General features: G+C 66.0%; 20 protein-coding genes and 1 tRNA gene. 7 read left to right on the top strand and 14 right to left on the bottom strand.

Annotated features, from left to right (window positions below):
* Positions 1 to 55: 55 nt before the first annotated feature.
* Entirely contained in the window at positions 56 to 625 is a 570-nt protein-coding gene (gene greB / locus HNE04_RS04225; protein WP_172217064.1) for a transcription elongation factor GreB, read from the top strand.
* On the opposite strand, the gene HNE04_RS04220 is transcribed toward greB, so the two are convergent.
* The 4 genes from HNE04_RS04220 to HNE04_RS04205 all read right to left on the bottom strand — a co-directional run bounded on the left by HNE04_RS04220 (position 595) and on the right by HNE04_RS04205 (position 4,733).
* A complete protein-coding gene (locus HNE04_RS04220) occupies positions 595 to 2,865 on the bottom strand; it encodes a RelA/SpoT family protein (protein WP_172217062.1) in 2,271 nt (756 codons plus the stop codon). The two genes, greB and HNE04_RS04220, sit on opposite strands and share 31 nt — an antisense overlap.
* Before the next feature lie 94 nt (positions 2,866 to 2,959).
* Positions 2,960 to 3,163: a DNA-directed RNA polymerase subunit omega gene (rpoZ, locus tag HNE04_RS04215; protein WP_172217060.1), complete on the bottom strand. Its 204-nt coding sequence runs from the start codon at positions 3,161 to 3,163 to the stop codon at positions 2,960 to 2,962.
* Positions 3,164 to 3,182: 19 nt separating this feature from the next.
* A complete protein-coding gene (gmk, locus tag HNE04_RS04210; protein ID WP_172217058.1) occupies positions 3,183 to 3,803 on the bottom strand; it encodes a guanylate kinase in 621 nt (206 codons plus the stop codon).
* A gap of 12 nt (positions 3,804 to 3,815) precedes the next feature.
* Positions 3,816 to 4,733 (bottom strand): YicC/YloC family endoribonuclease, encoded by a 918-nt coding sequence (locus tag HNE04_RS04205; RefSeq protein WP_172217056.1) that lies wholly within the window; start codon positions 4,731 to 4,733, stop codon positions 3,816 to 3,818.
* Between the two features lie 91 nt (positions 4,734 to 4,824).
* Between HNE04_RS04205 and HNE04_RS04200 the strand changes: the two genes are divergently transcribed.
* From HNE04_RS04200 to HNE04_RS04175, 6 genes are all read left to right on the top strand, one after another.
* Positions 4,825 to 5,835, top strand: coding sequence for a serine/threonine protein kinase (locus HNE04_RS04200; RefSeq protein ID WP_172217054.1), 1,011 nt, complete (start codon positions 4,825 to 4,827; stop codon positions 5,833 to 5,835).
* Positions 5,832 to 6,737 carry a PP2C family protein-serine/threonine phosphatase gene (locus HNE04_RS04195; protein WP_172217052.1) on the top strand — a complete coding sequence of 302 codons (906 nt, stop codon included), beginning with the start codon at positions 5,832 to 5,834 and terminating at the stop codon, positions 6,735 to 6,737. The genes HNE04_RS04200 and HNE04_RS04195 overlap by 4 nt, the downstream gene beginning before the upstream one ends.
* Positions 6,738 to 6,744: 7 nt before the next feature.
* Complete coding sequence (gene rph / locus HNE04_RS04190; RefSeq protein ID WP_172217050.1) at positions 6,745 to 7,473, top strand: ribonuclease PH; 729 nt, start codon at positions 6,745 to 6,747, stop codon at positions 7,471 to 7,473.
* A gap of 3 nt (positions 7,474 to 7,476) precedes the next feature.
* Complete coding sequence (rdgB, locus tag HNE04_RS04185; protein WP_172217048.1) at positions 7,477 to 8,082, top strand: RdgB/HAM1 family non-canonical purine NTP pyrophosphatase; 606 nt, start codon at positions 7,477 to 7,479, stop codon at positions 8,080 to 8,082.
* Complete coding sequence (gene hemW / locus HNE04_RS04180) at positions 8,073 to 9,281, top strand: radical SAM family heme chaperone HemW (RefSeq protein ID WP_172217046.1); 1,209 nt, start codon at positions 8,073 to 8,075, stop codon at positions 9,279 to 9,281. Before rdgB ends, hemW begins: the two co-directional genes overlap by 10 nt.
* Positions 9,282 to 9,377: 96 nt before the next feature.
* Positions 9,378 to 14,189 (top strand): NAD-glutamate dehydrogenase, encoded by a 4,812-nt coding sequence (locus HNE04_RS04175; RefSeq protein WP_172217044.1) that lies wholly within the window; start codon positions 9,378 to 9,380, stop codon positions 14,187 to 14,189.
* Between the two features lie 3 nt (positions 14,190 to 14,192).
* Here HNE04_RS04175 and HNE04_RS04170 read toward each other — a convergent pair whose 3' ends face one another.
* The 10 genes from HNE04_RS04170 to HNE04_RS04125 all read right to left on the bottom strand — a co-directional run bounded on the left by HNE04_RS04170 (position 14,193) and on the right by HNE04_RS04125 (position 21,106).
* Entirely contained in the window at positions 14,193 to 15,254 is a 1,062-nt protein-coding gene (locus tag HNE04_RS04170) for a PAS domain-containing sensor histidine kinase (RefSeq protein ID WP_172217042.1), read from the bottom strand.
* A 134-nt stretch (positions 15,255 to 15,388) separates the two neighbouring features.
* A tRNA-Ser gene (locus HNE04_RS04165) sits at positions 15,389 to 15,478 on the bottom strand.
* Between the two features lie 38 nt (positions 15,479 to 15,516).
* On the bottom strand, positions 15,517 to 16,659 hold the full coding sequence (locus tag HNE04_RS04160) for an ABC transporter substrate-binding protein (RefSeq protein ID WP_172217040.1): 1,143 nt from the start codon (positions 16,657 to 16,659) through the stop codon (positions 15,517 to 15,519).
* A 90-nt stretch (positions 16,660 to 16,749) separates the two neighbouring features.
* The gene (gene ureG, locus HNE04_RS04155; RefSeq protein WP_172217038.1) at positions 16,750 to 17,394 is read right to left on the bottom strand and encodes an urease accessory protein UreG; all 645 of its coding nucleotides are present in this window, start codon (positions 17,392 to 17,394) and stop codon (positions 16,750 to 16,752) included.
* Entirely contained in the window at positions 17,391 to 18,086 is a 696-nt protein-coding gene (locus HNE04_RS04150; protein ID WP_235964768.1) for an urease accessory protein UreF, read from the bottom strand. Before HNE04_RS04150 ends, ureG begins: the two co-directional genes overlap by 4 nt.
* Entirely contained in the window at positions 18,049 to 18,564 is a 516-nt protein-coding gene (ureE, locus tag HNE04_RS04145; protein WP_172217034.1) for an urease accessory protein UreE, read from the bottom strand. Before ureE ends, HNE04_RS04150 begins: the two co-directional genes overlap by 38 nt.
* Before the next feature lie 2 nt (positions 18,565 to 18,566).
* Entirely contained in the window at positions 18,567 to 20,285 is a 1,719-nt protein-coding gene (gene ureC / locus HNE04_RS04140; RefSeq protein WP_172217032.1) for an urease subunit alpha, read from the bottom strand.
* Complete coding sequence (locus HNE04_RS04135; protein ID WP_172217030.1) at positions 20,286 to 20,591, bottom strand: urease subunit beta; 306 nt, start codon at positions 20,589 to 20,591, stop codon at positions 20,286 to 20,288.
* A gap of 7 nt (positions 20,592 to 20,598) precedes the next feature.
* Positions 20,599 to 20,775, bottom strand: a complete 177-nt coding sequence (locus tag HNE04_RS04130) for a hypothetical protein (RefSeq protein ID WP_172217020.1) — start codon at positions 20,773 to 20,775, stop codon at positions 20,599 to 20,601.
* A gap of 28 nt (positions 20,776 to 20,803) precedes the next feature.
* Positions 20,804 to 21,106, bottom strand: coding sequence for an urease subunit gamma (locus HNE04_RS04125; RefSeq protein ID WP_172217018.1), 303 nt, complete (start codon positions 21,104 to 21,106; stop codon positions 20,804 to 20,806).
* Positions 21,107 to 21,284: the final 178 nt, after the last annotated feature.

Raw genomic sequence — 21,284 nt, 5'->3', positions numbered from 1 at the left:
CGAATGTAGGAATAGGCCACTGCAGTGTTACAGCCCCTTCGTTATGCTTGGCACCATGAGCAAGGCCTTCACCAAGGAAACCGACGCGGACGGTGACGAGCAGGATGGGCTGTTGCCCGAGATACCGGCCGGCGCCAAGAACTACATCACGCCGCAAGGCTACGCGCGCTTGCGCAGCGAGCTGCTGCAGTTGATCGACGAGGAGCGGCCCAAGATCGTCGAAGTCGTGCACTGGGCCGCGAGCAACGGAGACCGGTCCGAGAATGGTGACTACATTTACGGCAAGAAGCGCCTGCGTGAAATAGACCGGCGCATTCGCTTCCTCACCAAGCGGCTTGAGCTGGCCGAGATCACCGATCCCGCCGTGCACCACGGACACGACCAGGCGTTCTTCGGCGCGACCGTGACGTACGCCGAAGAGTCGGGGCAGGAGCGCACCATCACGATCATGGGCATCGACGAGGCCGACACCGCCCAGGGCCAGGTGAGCTGGGTGTCGCCGATCGCGCGGGCGCTGCTCAAGGCGCGCGAGGGCGACGTGGTCAAGCTGGTCACGCCGCTGGGCGCGCAGGAAATCGAAGTGCTGGAAGTGCGCTACCCGGCGCCGCCGGGCCTGACGCGCTGAACGCGCAGCACCGAAGGCGTGCGCTTCAGGACACGCATCGCGCCATCGAGGTGGGCCTTGTCGCGCACCGCCACGATGAAGCGCAGGTCGGTGGCGTCCTGTGCTTTCTCGTCGCCCATGTCCACGTGGGTGATGTCCGCCTCGGCGCTGGCTAGCGCCGCGGCAACACGTGCCAGCACGCCCTTGCCGTTGATGACGGTGACGAGCAGGCTGGTCTCGAACGGCCGCACCGGCTCGTCCGCCCACTCCACGCTGATGAAGCGCTCGCTGTCCTTGTGCTGCAGCCGACGGGCGACGGCGCAGTCCTCGGTGTGCACCACCAGGCCCTCGCCTCGCCCCAGGTAGCCGACGATCTCGTCGCCCGGCACCGGCCGGCAGCAGGTGGCGAACTGCACCGATGCGTTTTCGCTGCCGTCCAGCGTGACTTCGCCTTGCGAGACGTTCTCGTGCGCGGTGTAGCGCTCGCGGGTGATCAGCAGCGCGTCCGGCTTCTCGCCGCGTTCGGCCGCGAGCATGGTGGTCAATCTCTTGGCGACGATGCTGGCGATGCGCTTGCCCAGGCCGATGTCGGTGAGCAATTCGTCGCGGCTGCGGCTGCCGGTGAAACGCAGCAGCTTTTCCCAGATGGAGTGATGTTCCTCGTCGTCCGCGGGGAGCTTCTCCAGCCCTTCCGCGCGCAGGGCCTGCGTCAGCAGCTTCTCGCCCAATTCCTGCGACTCGACTTGCGCCAGCGACTTCAGGTGGTGCCGGATCTTGGAGCGCGCGCGGCCCGTGCGCACGAAACCCAGCCACGCCGGGTTGGGTGTCGATACGGGCGCGGTGACCACCTCGACCACGTCGCCGTTCTTCAGCTCGGTGCGCAGCGGAACCTGCACGCCGTTGATCTTGGCGGCCACCGTGCGGTCGCCGATGTTGCTGTGGATCGCATAGGCGAAGTCCACCACCGTCGCGCCGCGCGGCAGGGCCATGATCTGGCTCTTGGGCGTGAACACGTAGACGGCGTCGGGGAACAGGTCGATCTTGACGTGGTCCCAGAATTCCGCCGCGTCGCGGGTTTCGTGCTGGATGTCCAGCAGGGACTGCAGCCACTTCGTGCCCAGGCGGTCGGCGTTGTCGCCATCCAGATCGCTGGCCTTGTAGAGCCAATGCGCCGCGACGCCGGATTCTGCGACCAGGTGCATGGCCTCGGTGCGCATCTGGAATTCGACGTTCACCCCCGAGGGGCCGACCAGCGTGGTGTGCAGCGACTGGTAGCCGTTGACCTTGGGGATGGCGATGTGGTCCTTGAACTTGCCCGGCACCGGCTTGTACATCTGGTGCAAGAGGCCCAGCGCCGTGTAGCACTCGAGCACGGAGGGAACGATGACGCGAAAGCCGTAGATGTCGGTGACCTGGGCAAAGCTCAGGTGCTTCTCATCCATCTTGCGGTAGACGGAGTAGAGCGTCTTCTCGCGCCCCGAGATCCGTACCTGGATTCCGGCTTCCGCGAATGAGGACTCGACCTCGCGGTGCACTTTCTGGATCAGGTCGCGCCGGCGGTTGCGCGCCTTGGTGACGGCCTTGCTCAGCACGGCGTAGCGCCACGGCCGCAGATGGCGGAAGGCCAGCTCCTGCAGCTCGCGGTAGGTCAGGTTCAAACCCAGCCGGTGCGCGATGGGCGCGTAGATTTCCAGCGTTTCGGAGGAGATGCGTGCCCACTTCTCGCGCGGCACGTCGTCCAGCGTGCGCATGTTGTGCGTGCGGTCGGCCAGCTTGATCAGGATGACGCGCACGTCGCGCGCCATCGCCAGCAGCATCTTGCGGAACGACTCGGCCTGGTTCTCTTCGCGGGTGTTGAACTGCAGCTTGTCGAGTTTGGTCAGCCCATCGACCAGCTCGGCGACGGGCGCGCCGAAGCGCTCGATCAGCTGGGGCTTGGTGACGCCGCAGTCCTCGATGGCGTCGTGCAGCAGCGCCGCCATCAACGCCTGGGCGTCGAGTTTCCATTCGGCGCACTGCGCCGCCACTGCGATCGGATGCGTGATGTAGGGCTCGCCGCTGGCGCGGATCTGGCCCAGATGGGCTTCATCGGCAAAGCGGTAGGCCTTGCGGACCTGCTCGATCTCGGCCTGATCCAGGTAATCCAGGCGGGCCGTGAGCGCGGCAAAGCTGGCTGCGGCCGCGTTGGCGGCAGCGGGACTCGGCAGGACCGGCGCCGCGGGGCGCTTGCCTTTGCCGGAGGATTGCAGGACTGCGCTCATACCTCAAATGTAGCGCGCCCCTGCTGGAAGAGCTTTCCCCAAGAAAAAAGCACCGCAAGGCGGTGCTCTTTAGCGAGGAAAGGCGGTCTGGAGCTCAGCCGGGGACTTTCTTGAGCATTTCCAGGCCGATCTTGCCCTGGGCGATCTCGCGCAAGGCCGTGACGCCGGGCTTGTTCTTGCTCTCGATCTTGGGGGCGTGACCCTGGCTCAGCATGCGAGCGCGGTAGGTGGCTGCCAGGACGAGCTGGAAACGGTTGGGGATTTGCTGCAGGCAGTCTTCAACGGTGATGCGGGCCATGGAATCTCCAGTAAGGGAGTCAGGTGATGTTGAGGGCTTGGAAAGTGTCGGCTCGGGCACGGCGCTGAGCCGAAAACTTGAGCCGCTGGGCATGAACGATCGCCTTCAAGTCGAAAAGCGCCCGTTCAAATAACTCATTGATTATAACGAAATCGAATTCCCGTGCCTGCGTCATCTCTTCCGCGGCATTCTTCAGGCGAATTTCGATGACCTCCGGGGAATCTTCCCCGCGCCGCTCCAGGCGGGAGCGCAGTTCTTCCCAGCTGGGCGGCAGGATGAAGATCAGCACGGCGTTGGTAAATATGCGCTTGATCTGCAGGGCCCCCTGGAAGTCGATTTCCAGGATGACGTCCGCGCCCTGGGCGATCCGCTCCTCGATGGCCTTCTTGGAGGTGCCGTAGCGCTGGCCGTGCACGAACGCCCATTCCACGAAGGAATCGGCCAGCACCATGGCGTCGAACTCCTGGGGCGAAACGAAGAAGTACTCGCGGCCGTGCTTTTCCTGGCCCCGGGGCGGGCGCGTCGTGTGCGAGACCGAGGGGTGGACCAGCGAGTCCAGTTCCAGCAAGGCCTTGACCAGGCTGGACTTGCCCGCACCGCTGGGGGCCGCAACGACGAAAAGATTGCCTGGGTAGTCCATCGCTTGTTCTTGTTATTCTATGTTCTGCACCTGCTCGCGCATCTGCTCGATCAGCACCTTCATGTCCACCGAAACCTTGGTGAGTTCCAGGGCCGCCGACTTGGAGCCCATGGTGTTGGCCTCACGATGCAGCTCCTGGATCAGGAAATCCAGCCGCTTGCCGATTTCGCCGCCTTTCTTGACCAGCCGCTCGATCTCGTCGATGTGGCTTCCCAGGCGCGTCAGCTCCTCGGCCACGTCGATGCGGATGGCAAAGGAGGTCGCCTCGGTCAGGGCCCGGTCCTGCGCGGCTTCGGGGAGCGTGGCGCCGTCGGTGAGCGCCATGGCTTCCTTCCAGCGCTCGAGAAACCGGGCGCGTTGCTGCTCCACCAGCTGCGGCACCAGGGGCTGCGCCTGCTTGGCCAGTTCGCGCAGCTGCTTCAGGTGGCCCAGGAGCATCGTGGCCAGCCGGGCGCCCTCGCGCTCGCGCGCGGACATCAGTTCATCGACGGTCTTGCCGGCGAGCTTCGTCAGCGCCTCGGCCCAGTCGACGTCCGCGTTGCCCTCGCCGGCGCACATGCGTACCACGTCGGCGACGCTCAGCGCCTTGGCATCGGGCAGCCAGGCGCGCACGTTGTCTTGCAGGGCGTTGAGCCGCTGCAGCATGCGGGCCGTGGGATCGCGCAGGCTGTCGCCCGACGCCGACTCGAGGGCGGCGCGAACTTCCACCTTGCCTCGTTTGAGCTTGCCGACGATCATTTCGCGCAACATCGGCTCGTGCTGGCGCAATTCTTCGGAAAGGCGGAAGGTGAGGTCCAGGAAGCGGCTGTTGACGGAGCGTATCTCCAGTCCCAGACGGCTCGCCGGCGCGCCCTTGGCCTCCTGGCCTGCGGGGGCTTGCGCAGCGCTTTGTTGGGCGCTTGCGTAGCCGGTCATGCTGTAAACTGGCATGGAGGGTTCTTCTATCTAAACGGTTCGTTGCGGGATTGCGAGAATAACCGGGTTACGCAGTTGATCCTACATTCGGACAACTTCCTAAATTATGTCAAAGGTCAAACCAGCCCCGCTGCCGCCGGATACCGTCATTGGCGGCTATCGCGTGGTGCGCAAGCTCTCCGCGGGCGGCTTTGGCGTGGTCTACCTGGCGGTGGACAACGAGGGCCAGCAGGTCGCCGTCAAGGAATACCTGCCCGCGTCCCTGGCCACCCGCGCCCCGGGCGAGCTGTTGCCGCAGGTGCAGGCCGAGAAACTGTCCCTCTACCGGCTGGGCCTAAAGAGTTTCTTCGAGGAAGGGCGCTCGCTCGCCCAGATTTCGCATGCTTCCGTGGTGAGCGTGCTGAATTTCTTCCGTGAGAACGAAACCGTCTACATGGTGATGAATTACCTGGAAGGCGGGACCTTGCAGGATTTCATCATCACCGCGCGCGAGCTGAAAAAGCAGAAAGTCTTCCGCGAATCGACGATCCGCTCGCTTTTCGACGAGATCCTGCGCGGTTTGCGCATCGTGCACCAGCACAAGATGTTGCATCTGGACATCAAGCCTGCCAACATTTTCATCACCGACGACAACAAGGCGGTAATGATCGATTTCGGCGCCGCCCGCGAAGTGCTGTCCAAGGAAGGCAACTTCATCCGCCCCATGTACACACCGGGTTTTGCCGCTCCCGAGATGTACCGGCGCGATTCGTCGATGGGTCCCTGGACCGACATCTACGCCATCGGCGCCTGCATCTACGCCACCATGCAGGGCTACCCGCCCAACGACGCGCCGCAGCGGCTCGAGAAGGACCGGCTGGCGCTGGCCCTGTCCCGCCTGCGCGGCGTTTATTCCGACAACCTGATCGAGGTGGTCGAATGGTGCATGTCGCTCGACCCGCTGTCGCGGCCGCAATCGGTGTTCGCGCTGCAAAAAGAGCTCAGCCGTGAGGGCGAGCGCCGCTACACCAAGCTGACGGTGGGCGAGAAGATGCGCCTGCAGTTCGACAACATGGTTTCGGACACCAAGAAAAACGTGAAGCGCGCCGCGACGGGCTTCGGGGCTAAAGCCAAATGAAGTTTTCCGTCTTCCAGATCAGCCGCAAAGGCGGGCGCGAGAAGAACGAAGACCGGATGGGCTACTGCTACACCCGCGAATCGGGCTTGTTCGTGCTGGCCGACGGCATGGGCGGCCACCCCGAAGGCGAAGTGGCGGCCCAGCTGGCGCTGCAGACCATCTCGGCGCTGTACCAGAAGGAAGCCAAGCCCACCGTCAGCGACGTGACCGAGTTCCTATCCACGTCGCTCATGGCCGCGCATCACCAGATCATCCGCTATGCCAGCGAAAAGGGGATGCTGGACACACCGCGCACCACACTGGTCGCGGCCCTCGTGCAAGGCACCTCGGCGACCTGGGTCCACTGCGGCGACTCGCGGCTGTACGTGGTGCGCGAGGGCGAGTTGCTCACCCGCACGCGCGACCACTCCTACCTGGAGCAGCAAAGCAACGCGGGCGTGGTGCGGCTGGACCTCATCAACCGCAACATCCTCTTCACCTGCCTGGGTTCGCCCACCAAACCGGTGTTCGACGTTACCGGCCCCGTCACGCTGCAGCAGGGCGACAAGATCCTGCTGTGCTCCGACGGACTGTGGGGCAGCCTGAACGACATCGACATCGTGCGCCACCTGGCCACGCAGCCGGTTTCCAGCGCCGTGCCGGACCTGGTCGAAGCGGCGCTGCGCAACGGCGGCGAGCACTGCGACAACGTCACCGTGATCGCGCTCGAGTGGGAAACTCCCGACTCCTTCGAATCCACGCGCGGCATTTCCACCGACAGCATCATGGACGGCGTATTTGCCTCCACCATCCAGGCCGGCGTGCTCGACACCATGGTCGAGGATCTCGACGACGCCGCCATCGAGCGCTCGATCGCCGAGATCAACGAAGCAATCCGGCGCTCGGCCGCCCGCAAAACTTAAAGACCCAATGACCGTATTTGAAAGAAGCGGCGGCCGTGCCGCCGACCAGCTGCGCCCCATCCGCATCACGCGCGGCTTCACCATCCACGCCGAGGGCTCCGTGCTGATCGAGTTCGGCGCCACCAAAGTGCTGTGCACGGCTTCGGTGGAGGAGAAGGTCCCGCCGCACAAGCGCGGCAGCGGCGAGGGCTGGGTCACGGCCGAATACGGCATGCTGCCGCGCTCGACCCACACCCGCAGCGACCGCGAAGCGGCGCGCGGCAAGCAAAGCGGCCGCACCCAGGAAATCCAGCGCCTGATCGGCCGCTCCATGCGCGCCGTGTTCGATCTCAAGGCGCTGGGCGAGCGCACCATCCACCTCGATTGCGACGTGCTGCAGGCCGACGGCGGCACGCGTACCGCGGCCATCACCGGCGCCTTCGTCGCGGCGCAGGATGCGGTGAACAAGCTGATCGCCGAGGGCAAGCTCGCCGCTTCGCCCGTGACCGCGCCGGTCGCCGCCGTTTCGGTGGGGATCGTGCAGGGAACGCCCCTGCTCGACCTGGAATACATCGAAGACGTGGGCTGCGACACCGACATGAACGTGGTGATGACCGGCGTGGGGCACTACGTTGAAGTGCAGGGCACCGCGGAAGGCGCGGCCTTCACCCGCGCCGAAATGGACGAACTGCTGCGGCTGGCCGAAAAGGGCATCGCCGAGTTGGTGATGCTCCAGAAGAAGGCCTTATCGGCCTGAGCGATGACCAAGCGCATCGTGCTCGCCTCGAACAACCGCGGCAAGCTCGCGGAGTTGCAGGCCATGCTCGCGCCGCTGGGCGTTGAGCTGGTGCGCCAGGCCGATCTGGGCATCTCCGAGGCCGAAGAGCCGCACCGCACCTTCGTCGAGAACGCACTGGCCAAGGCCCGCCACGCGGCGCGCGAGAGCGGATTGCCGGCACTCGCCGACGACGCGGGCCTGTGCGTCGATGCCTTCGGCGGGCTGCCGGGCGTCGATACCGCCTTCTACGCCACGCAGTTTGGCTATGAGAAGGGTGACGCCAACAACGTGAAGGCGCTGCTCGAGCAGATGCAGGGCGTGGCCCATCGCCGCGCCGCAATGGTCAGCACGCTGGTGGCGGTGCGCACCCCCGAGGACCCCGAGCCGCTGATCGCGGTGGGCCGCGTGGTCGGCGAGATCGCGCGCGAGCCCGCGGGCAGCAATGGCTTCGGCTTCGATCCCGTGATGTTCATCCCGGAGTTCGGCAAGACCTTTGCCCAGCTGCCGATCGAGGTCAAGAACGCCAACAGCCACCGCGGCAAAGCGGCGCGCCAGATGATGGAACTCATACGCGAAAGATGGCTATGAGCGCGACGGTCAAGGACGTTCAACACTACCTGCGGCCCGGCACGCTGCAACTGGGCGCCTTGCCGCCGCTGTCGCTCTACGTGCACCTGCCCTGGTGCCTGAAGAAATGCCCGTATTGCGATTTCAATTCGCACGAGGTGCGCTCGGGCGACATGCCGGAACAGCGTTACCTGAACGCGCTGGTCGCCGACCTGGAAGGTGCACTGCCGCTGGTCTGGGGCCGGCCTATCCACAGCATCTTCATCGGCGGCGGCACTCCCAGCCTGTTTTCGCCGCAGGCGATCGACCGCCTGATTGGCGACATCCGCGCGCGGCTGCGCCTGGAGCCCGATTGCGAGATCACGCTCGAAGCCAATCCGGGCACCTTCGAGAAAGATCGCTTCAAGGCCTTCAGGTCGGCCGGCGTGACGCGGCTGTCGGTTGGCGTGCAGAGCTTCAACGACGATCACCTGAAGGCCCTGGGCCGCGTGCACGACCGCGCCCAGGCCATTGCCGCCCTGGAAGAGGCGGCCGCCGCCTTCGAGACCTTCAATCTCGATCTGATGTACGCCCTGCCGGGCCAGACCATGGATCAGCTGGAGCAGGACCTGGTGCAGGCGCTGGCCATGATGCCGCCGCATCTTTCGGTCTACCACCTGACCATCGAGCCCAATACCTACTTCGCCAAGTTCCCGCCGCGGGTCCCGGACGACGACACCGCCTATGCCATGTTGGATCGCATCACCGAAATGACCGGCGGCGCGGGCATGGACCGCTACGAGGTCTCGGCCTATGCCAAGGCGGGCCACCGCTGCTGGCACAACATGAATTACTGGCAGTTCGGCGACTACCTGGGAATCGGGGCCGGCGCCCACAGCAAGCTCAGTTTCCCGCACCGTGTGGTGCGCCAGGTCCGGTTTCGCGAACCCAAGCTCTATATGGACAACGCGCTGGCGGGCCAGGCCGTGGCGCAGGACGACGAGGTCAGCCGCGCTGAACTGCCGTTCGAATTCATGCTCAACGCGCTGCGCCTGAAAGAGGGTTTCGAGCTGCAGCAGTTCTGCGAGCGCACCGGCCTGCCGCTGACGGCCATCGAACAACCGCTGCAGGAGGCCGAACGCAAGGGCCTGGTCGAGCGCGGCCTGACGCGCGTGCGGCCCACTCAGCGCGGCTTTGACTTCCTGAGCGACCTGCAAGGGCTTTTCCTGGCTGCCCAGTAGCATGCGTTTTTTGCATGAAGCCGCGCGGATAAGGCATTTGCACTAGCGCCCGTACAGTCCTAGAGTGAGTCCTTGAGATAACAAGGGACAACTCCAATGACTGCCTACGCCCAAGCGCTGCACAACCGTGTCGACGCGGTACTGGCCCTGGCCGCATCGCGCCTGGGCGCGGATCGGCAAAAGTTCATCGAGGGCTTCGCGCGCGAATATTTCAGCCGGCTCGACAGCGACGACCTGGCCGAGCGAACGCCCGAGGACCTGCTGGGCGCGCTGCTATCCCATTTGGAACTGGGGCAGGAACGCCAACCGGGGCGGGCCAAGGTACGGGTTTTCAGCCCCACGGCGGGTGAGGACGGCTGGTGGTCCCGGCATTCGGTGATCCAGATCGTCAACGACGACATGCCCTTCCTGGTCGATTCGACCACGATGGAAATCAACAGGCAGGGCCTGACCTTGCACCTGATCGCCCACCCCATCTATGCCGTCGAGCGCGATGCGCAGGGCAAGCTCAAGTCGATCGCACCCCGCGCCCAGTCACCCCAGGCACCGCGCGAGTCGTGGATGCACGTGGAGATAGACCGCCTGGTCGATGCCGAGCAGCGCGATGCGCTCGCCGCCGGCATAGAGCGCGTGCTGACCGACGTGCGCGCAGCCGTGCAGGACTGGAAGCCCATGCTGGCCCGCCTGCAGGAAGCAATCGCCGAACTGGAGCAACCTCCGGCGAACTTGCCCAAGGCGACCGTCGACGAAAGCCGCGCCTTGCTGCAGTGGCTGGCCGAGGATCACATCACCTTGCTGGGCTACCGGCAGCACGACCTGGTGCAGGCGAGCGGCGAGCCCGCGCTGCGCCTCGTGGCCGGCAGCGGTCTGGGTCTGCTGCGCGAGACGGCGCAGGAGCAGCATTCGGCCAGCTTCGCTGCGTTGCCGCGCGAGGCGCGGTCCCTGGCCGGCGCGCCGCTGCCGGTGCTGGTGGTCACCAAGTCGAACACCCGCTCCTCGGTGCATCGCTCGGGTTACACCGACTACGTCGGCGTCAAGCGCTACAACGCCCGCGGCGAGGTGATCGGGGAACATCGCTTCATCGGCCTCTTCACCTCCACGGCCTACAGCGCCCGGGTCGCCGAGACGCCGCTGCTGCGCGGCAAGGTCGAGGCGATCGCCAGTCGCGCAGGCCTGCCGCCGGGTGGCCACCTGTCCAAGGCGCTGGACCACATCCTGGAGACCTATCCGCGCGACGACCTGTTCCAGATTCCGGATGAGGACCTGTACGAAACGGCGCTGGGCATCCTGGCGCTGGGCGAGCGGCAGCGGCTTCGGCTTTTCGTCTGGCGCGACCCCTTCGACCGGTTTATTTCATGCCTGGTCTATGTGCCGCGCGAGGCCTATTCCACCGACTTGCGGATCAAGTTCCAGCGCATCCTGCTCACTGCGTTGAACGGCACCTATGCCGAATTCGACGTCCTGATGAGTGAGGCGACGCTCGCCCGGATCCAGTTCACGATTCGCACCGCACCCGGCCAGGTGCCCGCGTTCGAACGCAAGGACATCGAGCGCAAGCTGGCCGCGGCCGCGCGCCGCTGGGACGACGAGTTGCGCGACGCCCTGATCGACGCAGAGGGCGAGGCCGCCGGGCTGCCGTTGTTCAAGGCCTGGGGCGCTGCCTTCCCCGCCGACTATCGGCATCGTGTTGCCGCGCGTGATGCGCTGCCGGATGTGCGCAAGCTCGCCGGCTTGTCGCCGCAGGCGCCGCTGGCCCTGGCGCTGTACCAGCGCGATAGCGCCCGGCCCGGCGCGCTCGGCCTGAAGGTCTATCGATTCGGTGAGCCGCTGGTGCTGTCGGACGCGCTGCCGCTGCTCGAGCACATGGGCGTGCGCGTGATCGCCGAGTCGAGCTGGCGAATCGCAGCGCAAGGCGACGCCGGGCCGATCGCGCTGCACGACTTCGAGCTGGAGGCGCCGATCGCGGGCGAGATCGAATCGGAAATGCTGGCCCGCCTGTTCGAAGACGCGTTCGCCCGGGTGCTGCGCTCGGAGGTCGAAAGCGACGATTTCAACCGCCTGGTGCTGCTGGCCGGCCTGGCGGCGGAAGAAGTGGTGATCCTGCGTGCCTACGCCAAATACCTGAAGCAGATCGGTTTCGCACAGTCTCAGGCGACCATCGCAGCGACGTTCTCCGCGCATCCGCGCATCGCACGCATGCTGGTCGGCCTGTTCAAGCTGCGCTTCGATCCCCAGCGCGGCGACCAGCAGGGCGCCACCGCCCAGGTGAACGGCATTGAAAAGGCCCTGGAAAAGGTCAGCAACATTTCAGAGGACCGGGTGCTGCGGCAGTTGCTTGCGCTGATCCAGGCCACGCTGCGAACCAACTTCTGGCGCACCGGGGTCGGCCATTCGGGCGCTCCCGGGCCACGCCGCCAATTCCTGAGTTTCAAGCTCGACTCGGCCCAGGTTCCCGGGCTGCCGCAGCCGCGGCCGCTGTACGAGATCTTCGTCTATTCGCCGCGCTTCGAGGGCATCCACCTGCGCGGCGGCAAGGTGGCGCGGGGCGGCCTGCGCTGGTCGGACCGGCCCGACGACTTCCGCACCGAGGTGCTGGGGCTGGTCAAGGCCCAGATGGTCAAGAACACGGTGATCGTGCCCGTGGGTTCCAAGGGCGGCTTCGTGCTGAAGAAGGCGCCGCCGGCGAGCGACCGCGAAGCCTTCTTGAAGGAGGGCATCGCCTGCTACCAGGACTACCTGCGCGGGCTGCTGGACCTGACCGACAACCTCATCGCCGGAAAGGCCGTGTCGCCGCCGCAGGTGGTGCGCCTCGACGGCGATGATCCCTACCTGGTCGTGGCCGCTGACAAGGGAACGGCCACCTTCTCCGACTACGCCAACCAGATCAGCCAGGAGTACGGGCACTGGCTGGGCGATGCCTTCGCCTCGGGCGGCAGCGTCGGCTACGACCACAAGGTCATGGGCATCACCGCTCGCGGCGCGTGGGAAAGCGTGAAGCGGCATTTCCGCGAGATGGGCATCGACACCCAGGCCACCGACTTCACCGTGGTGGGCATAGGCGACATGTCGGGCGACGTCTTCGGTAACGGCATGCTGCTGTCGCCGCATATTCGGCTGGTCGCCGCATTCGACCACCGCCACATCTTCATCGATCCGCAGCCCGATGCCGCGGCCACGTTCGCCGAGCGCAAGCGGCTGTTCGAGCTGCCGCGATCGTCCTGGGCCGACTACGACACCAAGCTCATCTCCGAAGGCGGCGGCGTCTGGGCCCGGTCGGAAAAATCCATCCCCATCTCATCCCAGGCGCGCGCCGCCTTGGGCATTGCCGCCGAGCGCCTGACGGCGACCGAGCTGGTCTCCGCCATCCTCAAGGCGCCGGCCGATCTGCTCTACAACGGCGGCATCGGCACCTACGTCAAGGCCAGCCACGAGTCGCACGCCGACGTCGGCGACCGGGCCAACGACGCGCTGCGCGTGAACGGCAGCGATCTGCGGGTCAAGGTCGTGGGCGAGGGCGGCAACCTGGGCTTCACCCAGCGCGGGCGCATCGAGGCCGCGTCGGCAGGTGTGCGCCTGTACACCGATGCCATCGACAACTCGGCCGGGGTCGACACCTCCGACCACGAAGTCAACATCAAGATCTTGCTGGGCCTGGCGGTGGGCGAGGGCAAGCTCACCGAGGAGCAGCGCAATGCCTTGTTGCCCACCATGACCGACGACGTGGCGGCGCTGGTGCTGCGCGACAACTATTTCCAGACGCAGGCGCTGTCCGTCGGCAGGTATCTCGCGCCCGGCCTCATCGACGACCAGAGCCGCTTCATGCGTTTCCTGGAAAAGAAGGGGCGCCTGGATCGCGCCATCGAGTATTTGCCCACGGACGATGAACTTGCCGAACGCAAGGCGCGCAGCCTCGGCCTGACCACGCCCGAGCAGGCGGTGCTGCTCGCGTACAGCAAGATGTGGCTGTCGGACGAGCTGGTGGCATCGGATCTGCCCGAGGATCCTTGGATCGCCAGTGCGCTCTATCGCTACTTCCCCGCCGCGCTCAAGGAAAAGTTCGGCGACCACATCGGCCGGCATCCGCTGCGGCGCGAGATCATCGCCACGCATGTGCTCAACAGCATGGTGAATCGCGTCGGTTCCACCTTCGTGTACCAGCTGGCCGAGCTCACTGGCGCAACGGCGCCGCAGGTCGTGCGCGCCTACCAACTGGCCCGCGAAGTGTTTGCCAGCGTCCCGCTGTGGCAAGAGATAGAGGCCCTGGACAACCGCGTCGCCGACAGCGTGCAGTGCGAGCTGATCGTGGAGTGGCGGCGCCTCATCACCCGCGCGACCACCTGGTTCCTGCGGTCACGGCGGCTGGACGAGCCGACCGAGCGCGGGGCGCAGCGGTTGGCGCCGGCGGTGAGCTACCTGCGCACGCTGCTGGAGCCGGAGGCGGCCGCGTCGGCGCGCGTGACGGCCTGGGTCCAGGCCGGCGTGCCGCTGCCGCTGGCACAGCAGGTGGGCGCGGCGGACCGTTTGTTCAGCGCGCTCGACATCGCCGAGGTCGCGGAGGCCGGACATGCCGCGCTGGACGCGGCCAGTGCAGTGCACTTCGGCATCGGCGAACGCCTGGGCCTGGAAAAACTGCGCCAGCAGATCGACCTGCTGCCGGCCGACAACCATTGGCAGACCCTGGCCAAGGTCGCGCTGACCGGCGACCTAGCCGACCTGCACCACTCCATCGCGCTGGACGCAGTGAGCCGCCACCCCGGCACGGCAGCCGAAAAGCTTTCGGCATGGGAAGCGCGCAACCCGATGGCTTTCGCGCGGGCCAAGCGCCTTTTGGGCGAGCTGGCGGAAGCGGCGAGCCCCGACCTGGCGATGCTGTCGGTGGCCCTGCGCGAGCTGCGCAATCTGGTCTGAGACCTACATCCGCGGCAGCGAGAAGTAGAAGCGCGCTCCCTTGCCGGGCTCTGATTCGGCCCACGCGCGCCCGCCGTGCCGCGCCAGCACGCGGGCGACCGTGGCCAGGCCGATGCCCATGCCGGGGAATTCGCTGGCCGCATGCAGCCGTTCGAACGCGTTGAACAGCTGGGCGGCATGGGCCATCTCGAACCCAGCGCCGTTGTCCCTCACGAAGAAGACGGCCTCGGCCTTGGTTTGCTTCTCCATCCCGACCGAGATCTCGGCGTGCGCCGTGGCGGAGGTGAATTTCCAGGCGTTGCCCAGCAGGTTCTCCAGCAGCGCCGCCATCAGCCTCGCGTCGGCCCTGGCACGCAGGCCCGGCTGCACGGTGATGGCCACCGCGCGCTGGGGCTGGGACTGTTGCAGCATGCCGAGAACCTCATTCGCCATGCGGCTGAGGTCCACATCCTCGTATTCCAGCTTGCGCCTGGTCACGTGCGACAGCGCCAGCAGGCCGTCGACCAGGCGTCCCATGTGGTCGACCGCCTCGGTGATGCGCGACAGGTAGTGGCGCACCTTGGTGTCGCCGATGGCCTCGAGCTGTTTGCCCAGCAATCGCACGAAACCCTGCACCGTGACCAGCGGGGTGCGCAGGTCGTGCGAGACCGAATAGGAGAACGCCTCGAGCTCCTGGTTGGCATAGCGCAGGGCTGCCTCGGTGGCCTTGAGTTCGGTGATGTCGGAATCCATGCCTACCCAGCAGACCAGGCCGCCGGCATCGAATACCGGTGTTGCCTTGTACGAAAGCGTGTGCCAGGTGCCGTCCTGGGCCTTGACCCGGCGCGTGCCTTCGAAGATCGAGCCCGTGGCGCTGGCGGCCTTCCAGCGCGCCCGCATCTCTGCCAGGTCTTCCGGCTCCACCACGTCGCCCCATTCATGGCCGTACCACTTGGGAGGCATGCCGCCCACGAGTTCGTACCAGGAGTGGTTCAGGTAGGTCACCGCGCCCTTGGCGTTGACGATCCACATGACCTGCGGCGCCTGGTCGGCCGCCGCGCGAAAGAGCGCGTCCGGCTGAGTCACGTGCGCAGATTGTTGTGTTGGGGCGCTGCTCGAGAGCACCATTCGTTGTAGTACTACTCGCCTAATCTGTGCAGCGGGTTTGTATTGCAAACTTTGGTGCCTATACAACCTGCGCTAGGCGGGCACATCCGAGCTGGCGGAGAGTGTGAGATTCGAACTCACGGATGTCTTGCGACATCGCCGGTTTTCAAGACCGGTGCATTCAACCGCTCTGCCAACTCTCCGGGGCGGCAGATTTTACCGCGTGGCCCGATGGGCAGCTTTAACGCCTGAAACGCTCGCCCGTGTAGTGCGTCAGTTCGACGAAATCCGAGCCGGTGTTGTCGCCGGACGCGAAGGCCACGTCGAAGCCGCCCATGTCGTACGGGCGCATGGTGAGGAAGGCTTGCAGGAAGCGTTCGCGGTCAGTGGTGCCCTTGGCGCGGCGCAGGCCTTCGATCAACACGCGGGCGGCGATATAGCCTTCCAGCGACGAATAGTTCGGCTCGCCGCCGTCGGTCTTCTTCATCGCTGCCTGGTATTCCTTGACGACCCTGATGGTGATGTTGTCGGGGTTGGGCACGACCTGCGATACCACCAGCCCGCGTGAGTGATCGCCCACCGCGTCGAGGATGGGCTTGGAGCCCAGCAGCGAGAAGGTGTAGGCGGGCGCCTTGATGCGGCTGCGCAGGGCGCGGAAGAACGGCACGCCATGGGTGGCCACCGACGCCGAGAGGTAGGAGCTGGGTCCCCAGGCGGCAATCTGTTCGACCAGCTTGCCGGTCTCCTCGGGCTTGTCGGTCAGCATGAAACCCTTCCACTCGGTGTTGCCTTCCTTCTTGGCGGCCGCGTCGAAGGCGGCGAAGGTGGACTTGCCGAAAGCGTTGTCGCTATAGACGACGGCGCATTTGTTCTGGCCGACCACCGCCAGCTGCCGGGCGATCTTCGCGATCTCGGCGCCGTAGGTGGGGCGGGTGTAGATCGTCAGCGGGTTGTACTCGGCGCGCAGGGCATCCAGGCCCGTGCCCGGAGCGATCAGCGGCACGCGGGTCTGCGCCAGCAGCGGCAGCATGGCGAGCACGGTCTGCGTCGGGCCGCAGCCGAGAAACGCGAACACCTTGTCGCGCTCCAGCAGCAGCTTGGCGTTTTCAACGGCCTTGGCCGCGCTGCCCTGGTCGTCCAGGGCAATCATCTCCAGCTTGCGGCGCTCGATGCCGCCCTTGGCATTGACCTCTTCGAAGGCGGCGGCAATGCCCTTGTTCATCTCCAGGTAGGGGTAGGAGAAAGGGCCGCTGGTGGCAGCGGTGCGGCCAATGCGAATGGGCTCGACGCTGGCATGGGCCCAGCGCGGCAGTGCCACGGCGGCGGCGGCGCCCGCGCCGGCTTGCAACATCAAGCGGCGGGAAAATCCAGGGGTGCGGGACATGAAATAGCTCCTCGTCGAATGAGGAGCGCAGCGTAACGTTCGGTAACGCCGCCTCTTGGTCAACTGCGAGACAGCAGGAGGTGCTGCCTGTCACCCTTGCGTCAGCAGTCCTTTACGCTCGATGAACGCCACCACTTCGCCCAGGCCGTCGCGCGTCTTGAGGTTGGTCATGACGAAAGGCTTGTCCTTGCGCATGCGCAGGGTGTCGGCTTTCATCACGCCAAGGTCGGCCCCCACGTAAGGCGCCAGGTCGGTCTTGTTGATGACGAAGAGGTCGCTCTTGGTGATGCCAGGCCCGCCCTTGCGCGGAATCTTCTCGCCGGCGGCGACGTCGATCACGTAGATGGTCAGGTCGCTCAGCTCGGGACTGAAGGTAGCGGCGAGGTTGTCGCCGCCCGATTCGACGAAGACGATGTCCGCCTCGGGGAAGTCCACCAGCATGCGGTCGATGGCTTCCAGGTTGATCGAAGCGTCTTCTCGAATTGCCGTGTGCGGGCAGCCGCCGGTCTCGACGCCCATGATGCGTTCGGCCGGCAACGCGCCGCTGACGGTGAGCAGGCGCTGGTCTTCCTTGGTGTAGATGTCGTTGGTGATGGCAACCAGCTCGTACTTGTCGCGCATGGCCTTGCACAGCATTTCGAGCAGGGTGGTCTTGCCCGAGCCGACCGGCCCGCCGATGCCGACACGCAACGGCGGCAGTTTCTTCGTGCGGTTCGCAATGTGATGCATGCTCATGACCGGAACAACCTCGAGTATTGGGTTTCGTGCTGGGCCGACAGGATCGCCAGCATCGGGGAAAAAGCCTGGCGCTCATCGTCGCCCAAGGCAAGCGCGTTGTCGACTGCCGCGGGTATTTCCGCAGCCAGCCGCTGCAGGATCCGCTGGCCCGAGCTCTGGCCCAGCGGAACGGACTTGATGGCCGCCTGCATCATGTTCTCGGCCCAGCCGAAAGCCAGGGCCAGCAGTGCCTGGCGCACCGGCGCCTGGGTGCCGGACACCGCGAGTGCGCAGGCAACCGGATAGGTCAGAGGCTCGCGCACCCGCGCCGCCTGCTCGGGCTGGACGGACTTGAGCCACTCCACCATCGAGCGCCCCATTTGCTCGGTCTGCTGGCGCAGCTCGGCGGTCTCGCGGGTTTGCAGGACCCATGCATTGAGCGCGGCGACGCGCTCGTCGTCGGATGTACGCCAGGCAGCGATCGCCTCCGCGGTCACGGCGAGATCGGCGCGCGACAAGGTCAGGTGCAGTTGTTCTACCAGCCAGTGGGCGGCGGTTTGCTCGTCGCTCACCAAACCGCGATCGACAGCCGCCTCGAGGCCCTCGGAGTACGAGAAACCTCCCACGGGCAAGGCCGGAGAAGCCAGCCACACGAGGCCCAGCAGGTCGGCATCAGTGATGGTCGTGCCCATCATGCGAATGCCCGGCATGGGAGTGCCCGCCGTGCGCGCCGTGCCCGCCATAGGCGCCGCCCTCGGGCTCGAACGCGGCCTGCGTTTCCTTGACGATGAGGTGCATGTTGCGCAGCATCTCCGCCAGCACGTGATCGGGTTCTATCTTCAGGTGGTCGGGCTTGAGTTCGATGGCGACATGGCGGTTGCCCAGGTGATAGGCGGCGCGTGTCAAGTCGAACGGCGTGCCGTGCTGGCTGCAATGCGTGATCACCAGCACCGGCTGCGGCGCGGCGATCACCTGGACCAGCGAGCCGTCCTCCGCCACCAGCACGTCGCCGCCGCGCACCACGGTGCCGCGCGGCAGGAACACGCCCAGATGGCGGCCCTGCGAATCGGTGCAGTCGAAGCGGCTCTTCTGGCGCACGTCCCAGTCCAGTTCCACCGTGGCTGCGCGCTTGAGCAATACTGGGGCAAGGCCGCGGCCGCCGGCCAGGAGTTTGGCAACTTGCAGCATCTCTAGAACAGGAAGTAGCGCTGCGCCATCGGCAAAACGGTCGCCGGCTCGCAGGTCAGCAGTTGCCCATCGGCTCGCACCGCGTAGGTCTGCGGGTCGATTTCCATCTTGGGCAGGTAGCTGTTGTGGATCAGATCGCCCTTGCGCACATTGCGGATGTTCTTCACCGCGCTCAAGGTCTTGGCCAGCCCGAACCGCTCCTGGATGCCCGCGGCCAAACCGGCCTGCGAGACGAAGGTGAGCGAGCCGCGCGCGATGGCGCCGCCGAAGCTGCCGAACATGGGGCGATAGTGCACCGGCTGCGGCGTGGGGATCGATGCGTTCGGATCGCCCATCGCCGCCATCGCAATGAAACCACCCTTCAAGATCAGCGCCGGCTTCACGCCGAAGAAGGCCGGCTTCCAGACCACGAGATCGGCCCACTTCCCTGGCTCTATGCTGCCGACTTCGTGGCTGATGCCGTGCGAGATGGCGGGGTTGATCGTGTATTTGGCGATGTAGCGCTTGGTGCGGAAGTTGTCGTGGCGCTCGCCGTCGCCGGGCAGCTTGCCGCGCTGCAGCTTCATCTTGTGCGCGGTCTGCCAGGTGCGCATGATGACCTCGCCGACGCGGCCCATGGCCTGGCTGTCGCTGGACATCATGCTGATGGCGCCCAGGTCGTGCAGGATGTCCTCGGCCGCGATGGTTTCCTTGCGGATGCGGCTCTCGGCAAAGGCCAGGTCTTCCGCGATCGCCGGGTCGAGGTGATGGCACACCATCAGCATGTCCACGTGCTCGTCCAGCGTGTTCACGGTGTACGGCATCGTGGGGTTGGTGGAGGAGGGCAGGAAGTTGGCTTCCCCTACCACGCGCAGGATGTCGGGCGCATGCCCGCCGCCCGCGCCTTCGGTGTGGAAGGCGCACAGCGCGCGGCCCTTGGTTGCCGCGATGGTGTTCTCGACGAAGCCGGATTCGTTCAAGGTGTCGCTATGGATCGCCACCTGCGTGTCGGTTGCTTCCGCCACGTCCAGGCAGTTGCTGATGGCGGCGGGCGTGGTTCCCCAGTCCTCGTGCAGCTTCAGGCCGATCACGCCGGCATTGATCTGCTCGTGCAGGGCGGCCGGCAGGCTGGCGTTGCCCTTGCCCAGGAAACCCAGGTTCATGGGGAAGGCGTCGGCGGCCTGCAGCATGCGTTCGATGTTCCACGGTCCGGGCGTGCAGGTGGTGGCGAAAGTGCCGGTGGCGGGCCCGGTGCCGCCGCCCAGCATGGTGGTGACGCCCGCGGCCAGCGCTTCCTCGATCTGCTGCGGGCAGATGAAATGGATGTGGCTGTCGATGCCGCCGGCCGTGACGAGGTTGCCTTCGCAGGAAATGATTTCCGTGCCCGGGCCGATGATCATGTCCACGCCCGGCTGGGTGTCCGGATTGCCGGCCTTGCCGATGGCGGCGATGCGCCCGCCCTTGATGCCGATGTCGGCCTTGACGATGCCCCAATGGTCCACGATGAGGGCGTTGGTCATCACGCAGTCCATCGCCCCTTCGGCGCGGGTGCGCTGGCTCTGCGCCATGCCGTCGCGGATGGTCTTGCCGCCGCCGAACTTCACTTCCTCGCCGTAGCCGCCGGCGCGCAGCGTGTAGTCGTCCTCGACCTCGATCACCAATTCGGTATCGGCCAGGCGAACCCGGTCGCCGGTGGTGGGGCCGAACATCTCGGCGTAGGCGCGCCGTCCAATGGTTGCCATTTAAAGTTTCCCTTGCACCAGGCCGCGAAAGCCGAACACCTTGCGCTCGCCAGACAAGTCCACCAGTTCGATCGTTCGTTGCTGGCCCGGCTCGAAGCGGACGGCGGTGCCCGATGCGATGTTCAGCCGCATGCCGCGCGCGGCATCACGGTCGAACTGCAGCGCGCCGTTGGTTTCGGCGAAGTGGTAGTGCGAGCCGACCTGGATCGGCCGGTCGGCGGTATTGCGGACCACCAGCGTCAGCGTGCGGCGGCCGGGGTTGAGCGGGTGCTCGCCGGCGTCGGTGAAGAGTTCTCCGGGCGTCACCTGGCGCTCACTTGTCGCGCGACAGCCAGATGGCGAGTCCGGCCAGCACGGCGACCAGGGCCAGGCCCGCGGCGTCCGTGGCGTGCCAGTGACTGCCGGTCAAGCCATGGCCGTCATGGGCGAGCGAGTGGGCGCTCACCGCCATCAGGGTGGCGGTGGCTGCAAGCTGTTTGGCAAATCGCATGGTTCTCGCTCCTGGCTAGGGGTGATGTTCAGACCACGGGCTGGTGCACGGTGACCAGCTTGGTTCCGTCGGGGAAAGTCGCTTCGACCTGGATGTCGGGGATCATTTCGGCCACGCCTTCCATCACGTCGTCGCGGGTGAGGACGGTGCGGCCTTCGCTCATGAGCTGGGCCACCGACTTGCCGTCGCGGGCGCCTTCCATGACGGCGGCGGAGATCAAAGCCACGGCTTCCGGGTAGTTGAGCTTGAGGCCCCTGGCCCGGCGCCGTTCGGCCAGCAAGGCCGCCGTGAAGATCAGCAGCTTGTCTTTTTCGCGGGGGGTCAGTTCCATGGCCGACCCATCTTAGTGCAAAGCCCGTACCCGGCCATACGCCGAAAGGCTAACAGGCGGCATGGAACCTGCGTTCCCCGGACCGTGAGCGAAACCATTCCCATCCTGCCGGTCCCCCTCGACGCACCCCAACGCGTCGTGAAGGTGCGGCGCGACTACAACAGCTGGGTGGCCAGCG

The organism is Caenimonas soli, assembly GCF_013155545.1.
GTDB classification, from domain to species: domain Bacteria; phylum Pseudomonadota; class Gammaproteobacteria; order Burkholderiales; family Burkholderiaceae_C; genus Ramlibacter; species Ramlibacter soli.
Note: the sequence above shows the minus strand (reverse complement) of the source record. Positions and strands in the feature narration are given on the sequence as shown.